The following is a 14085-nucleotide window of genomic DNA, read 5'->3' on the forward strand; positions in this document are numbered from 1 at the left end:
CCCTGCTCTCCCGCTATTTTATAAAATGTACTTCCCTGCATATTCTCTCGTAAACCTTATCCTTTTTCTCATTGAATTTCACCTTGTTTTGCTCAAAAAGATTCCGTCCATATGTGTCAATGGATACAATGAGAGGGCCGAACTCTTTGACCCGGCATGTCCACAGAGTCTCCGGCATTCCCAAATCCAGCCACTGAGCCTGCTCAATTTCCTCCACGCTGTCAGCTGCCACAACTGCGCAGCCCGCGGGAAATACACAGTGCAGGGCTTTGTATTCCTTACACCCTTCTTCTGTTCCCATGCCCATGCCCCCTTTTCCCACTACCAGGCGCACGCCCGTTTCCCGGATAAATTCCCTCTCAAATTTCTCCATGCGCATGCTGGTGGTTGGCCCAACCGAAACCATCTCATACCGTCCATCCTCCAAAGGACGTATGATTGGACCGGCATGCAGGATGGCCCCGCCTTCCAGGTCCACAGGAAGTTTCCTCCCGCCTTCGATAAGACGTCTGTGGGCAACATCGCGGCAAGTGGTAATATGACCTGAGAGATATATAATATCACCTATATGTATATCTTCCAGATCTTCTGCCTTTATAGGTGTGGTTAATATTTTCTTCGCCATTACAGAGTCACCCCCTTGTGAGATATGATGGTGTATTTCAAATCCTTATCAAATATAATATGTCCCTTCCTGTGGGACCAGCACCCCACATTTACTGCCACGCCTATAGTAGACGGATGTCTGGCCGTATTTTCGATATGTACGCCCATGACAGACATTTTGCCTGATACGCCCTGAGGCCCCAGCCCGATTTCATTGATGCCGTCCTCCAGAAGCTTCTCCAACTTGGCTGCCCTTTCATTTGAATTTTTAGACCCCAGCGTTCTGAACAATGCCTTTTTTGACAGTAACGCAGCCGTTTCCACGGAAGTGGCCACCCCAACGCCCACCAACAGGGGAGGACAGGCATTTAATCCATAGCTTGTCATTACATCCAGCACGAACTTTGTGACTCCTTCGTATCCCTGACCTGGCATCAGTACCATGGCCTTTCCCGGCAGTGAACATCCTCCTCCAGCCATATAAGAATAAATCTCACAGGTATCACACTCCGGAACAATCTCCCAAAATACGGTAGGAGTCCCCTTTCCCACATTCTTACCTGTGTTGTATTCGTCAAACGTCTCCACGCTGTTGTGGCGGAGGGGCGCATCAAAGGTCGCCCTAACAGTTGCTTCCTTAAGTAGTGATTCCACAAAATCAATAAGCGGGAACCTGGTACCACATTTCACCAGATACTGCAGAACTCCTGTATCCTGACAGCAGGGACGGTCCAACTGTGCCGCCAGTTCCTGATTTCTGAACATGGTGTCATATATGGTCTTGGGAAGCTCATCTGTCTCCAGTACCCTGAGTTCCTTCAGCTTTTCCGTCACATCATCGGGCAGTACTTTCCCGCTGTATCCCACGAATTTCGCCATAATATCCGTCATATATTCCACGGCCTCTGTCTTTGTCATCATTTCCATCCCTCCTTTCATGCCTGTTCTACCTTCATATAATCTTTGACACTGTCAATAATCGGAGCCATGCACTCCTCTTTGCGGGAAGCGTAATATTTCTTGTTGTCCACGAACATGTTATTTCCCTCTGTGTCAATGGATACGATGAGAGGACCAAATTCCTTGATTTTCATTACCCACAGACATTCAGGCATCCCCAGTTCCCGCCAGTACACATTTTTTATTTCTTCCACATGGGCTGCCGCCGATACGGCGCAGCCCCCCGGATATACACAGTGAATTGCTCCATACTCTTTACATGCCGCAGAGGTCTTTTCACCCATTCCGCCCTTTCCCACCTGGATTTTCACTCCTGTAAGGCGGATAAAATCCGCCGCGTCCGCCTCCATTCGGATGGAAGAGGTAGGGCCAATGGAAATCATGGTATTCTTCCCCGGTTCTTCCCTTATAATAGGTCCTGCATGCATGACGGCGCCGCCGGCAAAATCATAGGGACAGGTAAGTCCCTCATGAACCACTCGGTGATGTACATCGTCACGCCCTGTGACCAGTTCCCCCGACAGATAGATAATATCCCCAACTCTCAAATCTTTAATATCCTCGGTTGTAACCGGTGTCGTTAAAATCTTTTTCATAGCGTTACCCCCTTATATGTCGGCATCTCATAAGACAAGTCATTGTGGAACCGGATCACGCCCCGACGGTGGGCATAACATGCCACATTCACACCAATGGCAATGGTAGCCGTATGGCGGGCGGATGATTCTATATGCACCTCCATGGCAGCACAATTTCCCCTCAGGCCCTGGGCTCCTATTCCCAGCTTGTTAAGTCCTTCCAGCAAATCCTGCTCCAGCTGTGCTCCCTTTGGATGAGGATGGCTTGTACCAAGAGGCCTCAGATATGCTTTTTTAGACAGGAGGGCTGCATTCTCGGCATTATGTCCCAATCCCACGCCCACAATCAGAGGCGGACATGCATTGATTCCCAAATCAGACACCGCGTCAAATACATACCGGATGATTGCCGCATATCCGTCAGAAGGCTTAAACACCTGCGAACGTCCCGGCAGGCAGCAGCCGCCGCCTGCGAAATACGTTATGATTTCCAGGTCATCATTATCCGGCACAATATCCCAGTTAATCCATGGCATTCTCTCGCCGGTATTGTCGTTGGTATTCCTCTCTTCAAAATAATTCACCGTGTTTTGCCGCAGAGGTGCGCTGTAGGTAGCATTGTGGGTGGCCTCTCTCAGACAGTCCGCTACCATGCCCTGATAGGCGAATCCCGTTCCCATCTTAATATAAAAGTGAAGGAGTCCCGTATCCTGACAGCAGGGCCGGCTAAGCTTACCTGCCATATCCAGGTTTTCAAAATACGCGTTGTAGATAACCTTCTGGATATCGCTGTCTTCTTTCTCTCCGCACTCCTTTAATTTTGCGTACACATCATCAGGAAGCCGCTTGCTGCTCATTCCAATGAATTTCTCCATGATGTCCGTGAACCTTTGTTTTGCATCTTCGTGTGTCATAATTCTATACCTCGCTCTGTTTTATCCTAATAAGTTAACCAGGGTCATACTGATTGGCTCTATATATGTGATTGCCAGCAGAGATATAATCAGTGCAATCAGATAGGGCATAATAGCCTTTACCAACGCTTCAAATTTAATGTCCGCGATATTACATGCCACGTACAGACAGTTGCCTACCGGAGGTGTAATCATGCCGATTGCCATATTCACTATGAATACGATTCCCACCATATACGGACTCACCCCCACGCTGGTCAGAACCGGAAGGAGAATCGGTGTCAAAAGGGCGATTGCTGCTGATGAATTGAGGAAACACCCGGCAATCAGGACCACGATATTAAACAGGAACAGCAGAACGTATTTATTTGTAGTAAAGGACAGGAGGGATGACGCTATGACCTGGGGTATCCTTGCCATAGTTAGTACATACCCAAAAGTGGATACCGTGGCCATAATCAGCATGATAACCGAGGCCGCCACGGCTGAATTACACACCACTTTTGGTATATCCCGCCACTTAAGTTCCTTATATACAAATAATCCTACCACCATCCCATATACGGCTGCCACGGCTCCTGCCTCTGTGGGAGTAAATATGCCGCTGTATATTCCTCCCAGAATAATGACAGGCATGATAAGGGCCCACATGCTGTCCAGGCATATATGCAGAACCTCTTTAGGGCTTTTCTTTTCCTTTATTACAGGAACATTATGCTTCTTCGCATACAGGTAAGCTACCACCATCATTGTCAGTCCCATCAGAAGGCCCGGTCCCACGCCGGCCAGAAACAGTGTGCTCACTGATGTGTTGGCCAGAACACAGTATGTAACCATGGGAATGCTGGGTGGAATTACCTGCCCCACTGTTCCCGCTGCCGCCACAGTAGCCGCTGCAAAGGTCTTTTCATAGCCGCTGTCCTTCATTTCGGGAACCATGATTCCTCCTATGGCAGCTGTGGTAGCCGGACATGAGCCGGATATGGCTGCAAAGAACATAGATGCCCCTATGGCCACCATGGCCAGGCCGCCTGTAATACGGCTGAATAGTAAATTAACAAATGTAACCAGTTTCTTGGATATCCCGCCTTCTCCCATCATGTTTCCTGCCAGGATAAAAAAAGGGATTGCCATAAGCGGAAAGGAGTTGATTCCATTAAACATGGACTGGGCCGTCACGATCAAAGACGAGTTCAGACCTGCCACAATCGCAATCACCGCCGCAAGTCCAAGAGCCACAGCGATGGGAACCCCCAGAAACATAAGTACAAAAAAACTTCCAAACAATAATCCTGTCATGAGGCCTCCTCCCCCCTTTTTTTCTTCAGCACTTCAAAGATATGCAAAAAATAGCTTGCTGCCATTCCAAAACATCCCAGCATCATTCCCAGATAGACAAAAGCCATTGGAATCTTGAGCGCGGGCGATGTCTGGGCACTAAGTTTATCCCATTGGGCACAGCAGTAAAACAGTACCAAGATAAAAAATCCAATGGATATCAGATCACAGAGCACTTTCATACCCGCCTTGATGGATTCCGGAAACAGGTTTTGAATCAGTTCTACCCCTATATGCTGTCCCTTTCTTGCCCCCACATACCCCGCAATGAAGGTCATCCAGATGAACATAAACCTGGCGCCTTCCTCAGACCAGGCAAGGGGGGATTTAAATACATACCTGGCCAGTACCTGAGCAAATATGAAAAGTGTCATTCCTCCCAGTATCAATGCAGAGAACACCTCCATGAACTTATCCACTATATGGATCACTCTGAGCACACAATTGCCCATGAAATCACACTCCTCCTATTTTGTTGCTTCCTGGATTTTCTCTATCAGAGCACCATACTGGTCTTTGAATGTCTCATATACCGGCTGGACAGCTGCCTTGAAATCACTCATATCCTCCACTACGTTCACGTTGACACCTGCATCCTTAATCTGCTGAAGTTCCTGGTCCGCACTGTCTATGGCCAGCTGTCTCTGGTATTCTGCTGCCTCCTGGGCTGCTTCCAATAATGTGGTCTGGTCTTCCTCACTGAAGGAATTAAACTTATCCAGGCTCATGATTAACGGCTCTGCCGTGAAGATATGATGGGTCACAGAATAGTAGTCATTTACCTCGTTATATTTGTTATTAACAAAAATGGCGGACGGATTCTCCTGTCCGTCAACTGTCTTCAGCTGCATGGCTGTAAAAACCTCAGATATGGCCATGGGTGTGGGCACTCCTCCCAGCGTCTCAAATGTCTTTAAGAATACCTGGCTCTCCGGGACACGTATTTTCAGTCCCTTTAAATCCTCAGGTGCGGTTATAGGTTTAACCGAATTGCTGATATCCCTAAAACCGTTGTACATCCAGCACAAAATCTTAAAACCCTTGGCCTCGGCCGCTGCTCTCAGTTCATTACCCACATCTCCGTCCAATACCGAAAATGCCTGGTCCGCATTCTCAAACAGGAAAGGAAGATTCAGAACTCCTATCTCAGGTATAAAGTTCTCAGCAGCCATGGTGGACTCCAGAGCTATATCCAGGGTACCCATCTGCACAAATTCTATTGCCTTTGCACCAGATGCAATCTGGGAAGCAGGGTATACCTCCACTGCAATCCGGCCGCCTGTTTTCTCTGAAACCAGCTCTGCAAACCGTTCGGAACCATATTGGTAGGGATGGGTGGTAGCACCCACATGGTTCAGTGATAATGTAACCTCTGCCTTACCTGCCGACGCTTCTTCCTTCTCCTGTGATTCAGCCGGCGCTGCTGCTTCTGCCTGTTTCGTCCCCTCTGAAGCTGCTGCTGTTGTCTGCGGTGCCGTCTGTCCCCCACATGCTGTCAGACCTGCTGCCATGGCTGCTGCTAAAATCAGACTTACTAAGTGCTTTCCCTTCTTCATTGTTTTTCCTCCTTAGTTATACATTAATAGCCCCATAAACTGGATACACTTTGTAAATATATGTTATATGATATAATGTATCCAATATTTATGTATAAATTATATTAGTATTATGCACAAATGTCAATACCATTTATCGCTTTTATGCAGCAAACCTCACAATTTCCTGTTATTCTTCATACTTAGACAATGTGTCTCTGAGGCTTCGCATCATATGAGCATGCATCTTCTTCCTTGCATCCTGCTTATTTCTCATCTGTATCGCCTTCACAATCTCCTTGTGCTCCCCAAATGATACGAGGGCATTATCCTTAAGGCTGGTATTTCTGGCCAGGGAATTGGATATAAAAAGTGTCTTTAGGATTCCTTCCATCCTTTCATTATCAGCCAGAATCCAGATTGCTTCATGTAAATCATAATTTGCATCAGCGTAATCCTGATAACGCTCCTCCTCTATGACCTGTTCCATCCTTTTTAAATGGCCGAGCAAAACAGTCATGTCCTTTGCATCACAGGCCATGGCAGCTGCCTCGCTTTCCAGTATCGCTCTGGTCACATAGTAATCAGTGACATATTTGCGGTCGATTCCCACCACAACAGCCTCCTTATGAGGCATCAATTGGACCAAACCTTCCCTTTCCAAACTCTGCAGAGCCTCTCTGATTGGAGTGACGGAGACTCCAAGGCGGGCTGACAAATCGCTTAAAACCAGCCTCTCTCCTGCCTTTAGCTCACTTGTAAGTATTGCCTCCCTGAGGGAATTGACCACCTGCTCCCTGGCAGACCACATTTTAATTGGACTAATATTTTTCATATATAATGTATGCAGGTTTCCCTGCATACCTCCTTTCAGCTTCTTTTACGACTCTTTTTATTTTGTATCCATTATCACATGATTATATCAGTTATACGCGGATAACGCAATGCCTTTACTCCCCTCCCCCAGCGGAACCGTATCTGTTTATTTTAAGAAACTCCTCCATCTCCTCCATGGACAAGGGCTTGGAATAATAGTATCCCTGTATCTGTTCCACTCCTATATCCTCAACCAGCTGTCTCTGGCTTTCCGTTTCCACACCCTCGGCAATCACGGTCATTCCCAGGTCCTTGAAGGCATGCACCAGATGCCTTATGGTCAGGGCCGAGGTGGGATTATCTATGGACGCCCATATCAGGCTTTTATCCAGTTTAATGGTTCCAAACGGGATGCGGATCACCGTGGCAATATTGGAGTAGCCTGTCCCAAAATCATCCAGTCCCATTTCAATCCCATGTTTTCTCATCTCCAAGGCAAAATCCGTTACCACCTGCGGGTTCTCTGCCAGCGTACTCTCTGTAAACTCGATTTTAACGGCGGACATAGGCGTACCGTTTCGCTGTATAATCTCCAGCACTTTCCGGGACAAATCCGGCTGGGAAAACTGGATGGCGGAAAAGTTCACATGGATGGCCTCCATGGGCAGTCCTTTTTCAATCAGCTGGTTAATATATTTACAGACTTCATCCAGTATTACATACGTGAGTTCAATAATAAGACCTGTCTCCTCCGCAATGGGTATGAATTCATTTGGATAGACCGGACCTATGGTGGTATGATTCATGCGCATCAGGGACTCCGCATACAGGAACTGCCCTGTTTCCACGGAGTAAATGGGCTGGTAATACATCTCCACGCTGTGATTGGAAAGCTGTGCTTTCAAAATCCTGATGATTTTCTTCCTCCGCTCCAGCTTTTCCAGCATCTCCTGGTCACAATAACAAACCTGTCCATATCTGCCAGTCTTGGCCTGTGATACCGCGTATTCAATATAACTGACCGCTTCCTCCAAAGTCTTCACATACTCCGAGCGCCGTATAATTCCCATCACTACCGGAAGCTTGAACTGGTAATCCTGGTTCTGCCACGGCTGTCTCATCCGGGCCTCTATGTCAAGGACGCACTGCCGGACGCGTTCCCCCCTGTCATTGATAAACAAAAGCGCAAACTCGTCCCCGCTGTACCGGTAGACATTTTCCTTGGGACCCACACTACACAAAAAGGCGCATACCAGCTTTAAAAAAGCATCTCCTCTGTGCTGTCCGCAGATATTATTAATCTGTCTGAAATCACGTATGGAAACCACTAACAGCGTGAAATCCTTATCCGGATACCTTCTCAGAAGAAGGTCCAGCATGTTAAGGAGTTCCTGACGGTTGGGTACATTGGTGAGATAGTCCAGGGATATCTGACGGTTCTGGAGATGCAGGTAAATAATCAGCAATGCACAGGTGGCAGCGGAACCGGACAATATAATATTGGGGTACATCTGCTGGAAAAATATTACAAGAACAGCCAAAACAGGAAATGTGGCCAATATGTGATAAATGTGGCGGTCTATGGAGCGTCTGTTCCTGACCGCAATGACAATGCAACACGCGCAGTACGCATAAAAAATAAGATAGGTTATAAAAATCAGGCTGCCCTGCTCATAGCCCTGATTTGCAGTGATATCAAACAGACATTTTGTGAAAAAATTGGACAGTACCAGCAATGTATAGACAGCCCCCGGAATTCCGCCTAACAGAATCATGCGGTTAAGCTGGGGCCTTTCTTCATATATAACGGAAACCGCATAAAGATAATACACCATCCCCATAAGAGGTGTCAGTATAAAGTATATGGTGGTGATTGCCCATGTGACCCAGACAGGCACAAGGATATAGCCGCTCAGCATAAAGGTGGACAGTATATTGCTCAGCATGGCCGCAAAGGTAACAGTCAGACACTCCTGGAACATCCTGTTTTTCAGACTTGGCAGATGGCTGCCTTTCCTGGCATACACCCATATAATTCCCAGGATAACCAATGATATTGTTTCCGGAGCTATGTTCCATCTCACCCTTATATACCTGCCATTTCCCACCCCTGCCCGCTGTACTAAAACCCCTTTTCAATCTTTTTTCTCAACGTGTACAAGGTGTCATCATTTCTTAATCATATACCAAATTTCTGTTTACATCAATAACCAATATGGGAAATATTTCACCGCAATATTTCACCTCCGCAATTCTTATTCCGCTCCCGCGAAAAGGCGCAAAAAAATTCCCGGCCCACATTGGCGCCGGGAATTTTTAGTCAATACAATTTCAAATATTTCTGCTCTGTATCCTTCCTTCATTGTGCCCTTAAAATTCATAAGGCGGGTTGCCGGAAAAATCAGCAATCACACCGTGGGGATTCTCCAGGTAAAAAACAACAAAAATGGGATTGTCGGCTGTATTATACTGACCTTTCACAATCGGATTAGCCATGCAGGCTTCCTTTACCTCCATATTATCTTCAAAAACCGCCCTGCCGTGGAGACGAAGCCACGCATAAGCGGGATCAGAAACAGATACTTCCACCTCCGGATTAGCCTGCATGTCCTTGTACACATCCTTCTGGTTGTTGGTGCAGAACCACAGCTTTCCATCTTTCTCAAAACAGAACATGAAGGGACGGCACTTTGCTTTCCCATCCCTGCCAACGGTCCCCAGATACTGTACAGGATTTGCCTGTAAAAAATCCACAACTTTATTCATCATAATTCTCATCCTTCCTTTAACTTATTTTTTATACCAGTATTATAAAATGCGTACCGTGCGCCTGCAAGAACGCACTTTTAAGTGGGATAGGCACCTGACAGTGCTATGGTATCTTAAAGATACCATTTGTTTTACAATTATTTTAAGGTATTCTAACATTTTTTGTTGAAAAATCCCAGTAACTCTGTTACAATCCCATTAAGAAGATCTTATCTTAACCAATCATTTAGGAGGGTATTATGGAACAAATGTTATTCTTAGTCCCAGTAGTGGGGCTGCTTGGACTCCTGTTTGCTGTCATTTTAAGACAGCAGGTCGTCAAGGAGGATCCAGGCACTGACAAGATGCGTGAGATTGCTGACGCAATCGCAGAGGGCGCCAATGCATTTCTGGCTTCTGAGTACCGCATACTGGTCGTTTTTGTAGCTGTGTTATTCTTTGTCATCGGTTTCGGAACACGGAACTGGATTACAGCCGGATGTTTCCTTGTGGGAAGCGGATTTTCCACCATGGCCGGTTATCTGGGCATGAACGCCGCCATCCGCGCCAACAGCCGTACCGCTAATGCTGCCCGTACATCCGGCATGCACCGCGCACTGGCCCTTGCATTCTCCGGCGGAAGCGTTATGGGAATGGCCGTGGTAGGCTTAGGCCTGCTGGGCGTAGGCGTTCTCTACATAATTACAAGAGACGTATCCGTTTTATCAGGCTTCAGCCTGGGCGCTTCTTCCATCGCACTTTTTGCCCGTGTGGGCGGAGGCATTTACACCAAGGCAGCTGACGTTGGCGCTGACCTGGTAGGCAAGGTAGAGGCCGGCATCCCAGAGGACGATCCCCGTAACCCAGCTGTTATCGCAGACAACGTAGGCGACAATGTAGGCGATGTGGCCGGTATGGGTGCCGACCTGTTTGAATCCTATGTGGGTTCCCTGATTTCAGCTCTGACACTGGGACTGGTTTTCTATCAGGAAGCAGGCATTGTTTTTCCGCTGGTGCTGTCAGCATGCGGTATCATTGCCGCAATCATAGGCTCCCTGTTAGTCAAGAGCATCGGCAATTCCGATCCGCACAAGGCATTAAAAACAGGCGAGTACAGCGCAACCGCTTTGGTAGTGGTCTGCTCCCTTATCCTCAGCCGCATATTCTTCGGCAATTTCATGGCTGCCTTTACCATCATTACAGGTTTATTGGTAGGCGTGCTGATTGGAGCTGTCACTGAAATATATACATCCGGCGATTACCGTTTTGTCAAAAAAATTGCCAAGCAGTCTGAAACCGGCTCCGCCACCACCATTATCAGCGGCCTTGCAGTGGGAATGCAGTCAACCGCAGTTCCTATCCTGCTGGTGTGTGTGGGTGTTCTGATTTCCAACAAACTTATGGGCCTTTACGGAATTGCCCTGGCAGCCGTAGGCATGCTGTCCACCACCGGAATCACCGTAGCCATTGACGCTTACGGTCCCATCGCTGACAATGCAGGCGGAATCGCCGAAATGGCCGGTCTGGACAAAAACGTCAGGGATATAACTGACAAGCTGGACTCTGTTGGCAATACAACCGCTGCCATCGGCAAAGGTTTTGCCATCGGTTCTGCTGCCCTTACAGCTCTGGCCCTGTTTGTTTCCTATGCTGAGGCAGTAAAGCTCACCACCATTGACATCCTTAACGCGCATGTTATTGTAGGACTTTTCATCGGCGGAATGCTGACATTCCTCTTCTCTGCCATGACCATGGAATCCGTATCCAAGGCCGCCCATCAGATGATTGAGGAGGTACGCCGCCAGTTCAGGGAAAAACCCGGTATTCTCAAGGGAACTGACCGGCCTGACTACGCTTCCTGCGTATCCATTTCCACCAAAGCCGCCCTTCGCGAGATGTTCCTGCCAGGTCTGATGGCAGTGCTGGCGCCTCTGGCAACCGGTCTCATCCTGGGACCATCTGCCCTTGGCGGACTTCTGACCGGCGCTCTGGTAACCGGTGTGTTAATGGCCATCTTCATGTCCAACTCCGGCGGCGCATGGGATAATGCAAAGAAGTACATCGAGGAAGGAAACCACGGCGGCAAAGGCAGTGATTCTCATAAGGCCGCTGTAGTTGGCGATACAGTTGGCGATCCCTTCAAGGATACCTCAGGTCCTTCCATCAACATTCTTATTAAGCTGATGACGATTGTGTCTCTGGTATTTGCTCCTCTGTTCCTGCAGTTTGGAGGATTAATCTAATAATTAATATCACCCTTACAAAAAGGGCTCCGGATGTTCCGGAGTCCCTTTTTTCACAATTTCACAATTTTCTTACCGCTCCTTATACTCTGACGTACTCTCCCTAACAATCAATCTGGGCTGGAACAAAATGCTCTTCTCGGCGCAATTCCCGCTGTTGATACCATCAATCAGCTGTTTCACTGCCTCAACCCCCATCTCATACACAGGCTGTTCCACTGATGTCAGAGGCACATCCAGTATCTCCGAAAAAAAGATATTATCATACCCCACCAGGGATATATCCTCCGGAACCGACTTGCCCAGGCGTTTCAGACGGTTATATACCCCATAGGCACACATATCGTTGAATGCAAATATAGCTGATACATCTTTATCCACCAGGTAATCCGCTCCGTTTATACCGCTCTCCCTGTCATAATTGCCGTGGTATAAAAGGGAGGGTTCAAAATCAATTTCATATTCCGCCAAAGCCTTCTTATACCCCGTAAGACGTGCCATAGAATCCTCCAACACATCCGGTCCTGTAACGCATCCAATCCGTCTGTGCCCCAGCTTCAAAAGATGTTCCGTGGCCATATATCCGCCCAGTTCATGATTCAGGCTCACGAAACAGCACCTGGCTCCTTCCAGAAAACGGTCAATCATGACAAAAGGAATCTTAAGCTTCTCCATCAGACCAATGCTTTCCATCCCCTTCTTTTTACTGCTGTCAAGAGCCATACAGAAAAGGATACCATCTACGCCCTTATCGGCCAGGACCTGTATGTAGGATATATCCCGCGAATGTTTGTCATTGGTATTGCAGAGAATCAAATTCCAGTCCTGTCTGCGGCATTCATCCTCCACTCCTTTAGCCAGATTGGAAAAAAATACATTGCTCACATCTGATATGATTAGCCCTATTGTATTGGTCCTCTTTTTTACCAAACCCACGGCTACCTGATTTGGATGGTAATTCAGCCTATCCGCTGCTTCCAGAATGACATCCTTTGTCTGTTTTGGAATCTTCTTTGCTTTTCCATTTAAAACCAGGGAAATGGTTGTCACCGAAAAACCCGTATATCTTGCGATGTCTTTTATCGTTGTCCTCAATGTTCCATGCCTCATTAATTCTATATTCTTATCTCTGATTATACGATATTTCAATCATTTTCAAAAGACGTAAAAAAGACTTTTTTCATAATATAAACATATTTTGAATATTTTTCCAGCTCTACATACTCGTTGGGTTTATGGCACAGAGACGGTTCTCCTGGTCCTAATAACAGAACCGGCATACTGTGGTTATATTCCGTCAAAATGGACGCATCAGTAAAATAGTTAATGCCTACCCTCTGTGTACTCAGACCCATCTGTTTTAGTACCTCATCAAATTCCGCCACCCATGGGTGGCTTCCTTCTATCTCAATGGCCCTGCGTTGGTTCACCACATTATAATGATATCCTCCCCTGCCCGGACACCTCTTAAAACGCCGCGAGCATACATCCTCCAGCATCTTCACCACATCCTCTGGCTCCATCCCCGGAACGGTACGCACATCCATAAATATTTCAGCTCTGTCAGGTGTCATATTAGGTGCAATGCCACCCTGTATTTTTGTTACCTGCACTGTGGCTGTTCCCAATATACCATGACTGTGTGAACCTATTATTTCTTTAAACTCCCTTGCAATGTCCATGCCATATTCTACTGCATTGATGCCTTCATCCGGATAGGCCCCATGGCTGGTCACTCCGTCCACCGTCAATTCAATCCACATACAGCCTTTTTGAGCCACGCCCGGTTTCAGTCCTGTTGGTTCGCCTATAAGAAGGAGTGACGGCTGCGGCATCCGGTTTTCCTGCAGGATTTTCCTGGCCCCCAGTCCTCCTTTTTCCTCATCACATGTCCCCATAAAACACAGATTCATTCTGGGACTGCAGCCGGCCTTAACCATGGTTCCCAGTACATAGACCATTGCTGCCAGACCGCTCTTCATATCACTGGCACCTCTTCCATAAAAGCGGTTATTCCTCCTGACACACCGTTCAGGAGGTGTGTCCCACTCCTCACGTTTCCCATAGGGAACTGTGTCGAGATGACCGTTTAACACCACTAAATCCTCTGATTCTCCCTTTATGTTGGCAATCACATCCGCATGGCTGTCGTCAATGGGAATCACCTGGCTGTCCACACCGCAGTCTCTCAGGAAATCACAGAGGAACCTGGCCACTGCCCCCTCGTCATCTGCTCCATTTACACTTGGTATTTCCAAAACTGCCTGTAAAAATCCATATTCATCATATTCCTTCATTTGCAATCACCTTTCTTTTATAGAAACAATGAGGCGCCGCAAATATGCGG

The 14085-nt window shown here is 47.4% G+C and carries 13 protein-coding genes; 1 reads left to right on the forward strand and 12 read right to left on the reverse strand.

The features are described 5' to 3' along the window. Positions 1-13: 13 nt before the first annotated feature. From ttdB (CGC65_RS18400) to CGC65_RS18445, 10 genes are all read right to left on the reverse strand, one after another. Positions 14-625 (reverse strand): L(+)-tartrate dehydratase subunit beta, encoded by a 612-nt coding sequence (gene ttdB / locus CGC65_RS18400; protein WP_002564853.1) that lies wholly within the window; start codon positions 623-625, stop codon positions 14-16. Beyond that, positions 625-1527 (reverse strand): L(+)-tartrate dehydratase subunit alpha, encoded by a 903-nt coding sequence (gene ttdA / locus CGC65_RS18405; RefSeq protein WP_002564854.1) that lies wholly within the window; start codon positions 1525-1527, stop codon positions 625-627. The genes ttdB (CGC65_RS18400) and ttdA (CGC65_RS18405) overlap by 1 nt, the downstream gene beginning before the upstream one ends. Positions 1528-1541: 14 nt before the next feature. Then, positions 1542-2162, reverse strand: coding sequence for a L(+)-tartrate dehydratase subunit beta (gene ttdB / locus CGC65_RS18410; protein ID WP_002564855.1), 621 nt, complete (start codon positions 2160-2162; stop codon positions 1542-1544). Next, on the reverse strand, positions 2159-3058 hold the full coding sequence (ttdA, locus tag CGC65_RS18415) for a L(+)-tartrate dehydratase subunit alpha (protein ID WP_002564856.1): 900 nt from the start codon (positions 3056-3058) through the stop codon (positions 2159-2161). The genes ttdB (CGC65_RS18410) and ttdA (CGC65_RS18415) overlap by 4 nt, the downstream gene beginning before the upstream one ends. A gap of 21 nt (positions 3059-3079) precedes the next feature. Next, the gene (locus tag CGC65_RS18420) at positions 3080-4357 is read right to left on the reverse strand and encodes a TRAP transporter large permease (protein WP_002564857.1); all 1278 of its coding nucleotides are present in this window, start codon (positions 4355-4357) and stop codon (positions 3080-3082) included. After that, complete coding sequence (locus CGC65_RS18425; protein ID WP_002564858.1) at positions 4354-4848, reverse strand: TRAP transporter small permease; 495 nt, start codon at positions 4846-4848, stop codon at positions 4354-4356. The genes CGC65_RS18420 and CGC65_RS18425 overlap by 4 nt, the downstream gene beginning before the upstream one ends. Positions 4849-4863: 15 nt before the next feature. Next, a complete protein-coding gene (locus CGC65_RS18430; RefSeq protein WP_002564859.1) occupies positions 4864-5952 on the reverse strand; it encodes a TRAP transporter substrate-binding protein in 1089 nt (362 codons plus the stop codon). Positions 5953-6121: 169 nt separating this feature from the next. Next, positions 6122-6766, reverse strand: a complete 645-nt coding sequence (locus tag CGC65_RS18435) for a GntR family transcriptional regulator (RefSeq protein ID WP_235622283.1) — start codon at positions 6764-6766, stop codon at positions 6122-6124. A gap of 115 nt (positions 6767-6881) precedes the next feature. Next, the gene (locus tag CGC65_RS18440) at positions 6882-8855 is read right to left on the reverse strand and encodes a putative bifunctional diguanylate cyclase/phosphodiesterase (RefSeq protein WP_007038186.1); all 1974 of its coding nucleotides are present in this window, start codon (positions 8853-8855) and stop codon (positions 6882-6884) included. 262 nt (positions 8856-9117) lie between these two features. Next, complete coding sequence (locus tag CGC65_RS18445; protein WP_038281899.1) at positions 9118-9513, reverse strand: pyridoxamine 5'-phosphate oxidase family protein; 396 nt, start codon at positions 9511-9513, stop codon at positions 9118-9120. A 242-nt stretch (positions 9514-9755) separates the two neighbouring features. Between CGC65_RS18445 and CGC65_RS18450 the strand changes: the two genes are divergently transcribed. Beyond that, on the forward strand, positions 9756-11738 hold the full coding sequence (locus tag CGC65_RS18450) for a sodium-translocating pyrophosphatase (RefSeq protein ID WP_002564863.1): 1983 nt from the start codon (positions 9756-9758) through the stop codon (positions 11736-11738). Between the two features lie 72 nt (positions 11739-11810). Here CGC65_RS18450 and CGC65_RS18455 read toward each other — a convergent pair whose 3' ends face one another. Next, positions 11811-12833: a LacI family DNA-binding transcriptional regulator gene (locus tag CGC65_RS18455; protein ID WP_002564864.1), complete on the reverse strand. Its 1023-nt coding sequence runs from the start codon at positions 12831-12833 to the stop codon at positions 11811-11813. A 50-nt stretch (positions 12834-12883) separates the two neighbouring features. Next, a complete protein-coding gene (locus CGC65_RS18460; protein WP_002564865.1) occupies positions 12884-14035 on the reverse strand; it encodes a M20 family metallopeptidase in 1152 nt (383 codons plus the stop codon). Positions 14036-14085 lie beyond the last annotated feature (50 nt).

The sequence above is a fragment of the Enterocloster bolteae genome (assembly GCF_002234575.2).
GTDB classification, from domain to species: domain Bacteria; phylum Bacillota; class Clostridia; order Lachnospirales; family Lachnospiraceae; genus Enterocloster; species Enterocloster bolteae.

Excerpts from the sequence above, each read along its gene's own strand:
- ttdB (WP_002564853.1), bottom strand. The coding sequence starts at position 625 with ATGGCGAAGAAAATATTAACCACACCTATAAAGGCAGAAGATCTGGAA.
- ttdA (WP_002564854.1), bottom strand. The coding sequence starts at position 1,527 with ATGATGACAAAGACAGAGGCCGTGGAATATATGACGGATATTATGGCG.
- ttdB (WP_002564855.1), bottom strand. The coding sequence starts at position 2,162 with ATGAAAAAGATTTTAACGACACCGGTTACAACCGAGGATATTAAAGAT.
- ttdA (WP_002564856.1), bottom strand. The coding sequence starts at position 3,058 with ATGACACACGAAGATGCAAAACAAAGGTTCACGGACATCATGGAGAAA.
- CGC65_RS18420 (WP_002564857.1), bottom strand. The coding sequence starts at position 4,357 with ATGACAGGATTATTGTTTGGAAGTTTTTTTGTACTTATGTTTCTGGGG.
- CGC65_RS18425 (WP_002564858.1), bottom strand. The coding sequence starts at position 4,848 with ATGGGCAATTGTGTGCTCAGAGTGATCCATATAGTGGATAAGTTCATG.
- CGC65_RS18430 (WP_002564859.1), bottom strand. The coding sequence starts at position 5,952 with ATGAAGAAGGGAAAGCACTTAGTAAGTCTGATTTTAGCAGCAGCCATG.
- CGC65_RS18435 (WP_235622283.1), bottom strand. The coding sequence starts at position 6,766 with ATGAAAAATATTAGTCCAATTAAAATGTGGTCTGCCAGGGAGCAGGTG.
- CGC65_RS18445 (WP_038281899.1), bottom strand. The coding sequence starts at position 9,513 with ATGAATAAAGTTGTGGATTTTTTACAGGCAAATCCTGTACAGTATCTG.
- CGC65_RS18450 (WP_002564863.1), top strand. The coding sequence starts at position 9,756 with ATGGAACAAATGTTATTCTTAGTCCCAGTAGTGGGGCTGCTTGGACTC.
- CGC65_RS18460 (WP_002564865.1), bottom strand. The coding sequence starts at position 14,035 with ATGAAGGAATATGATGAATATGGATTTTTACAGGCAGTTTTGGAAATA.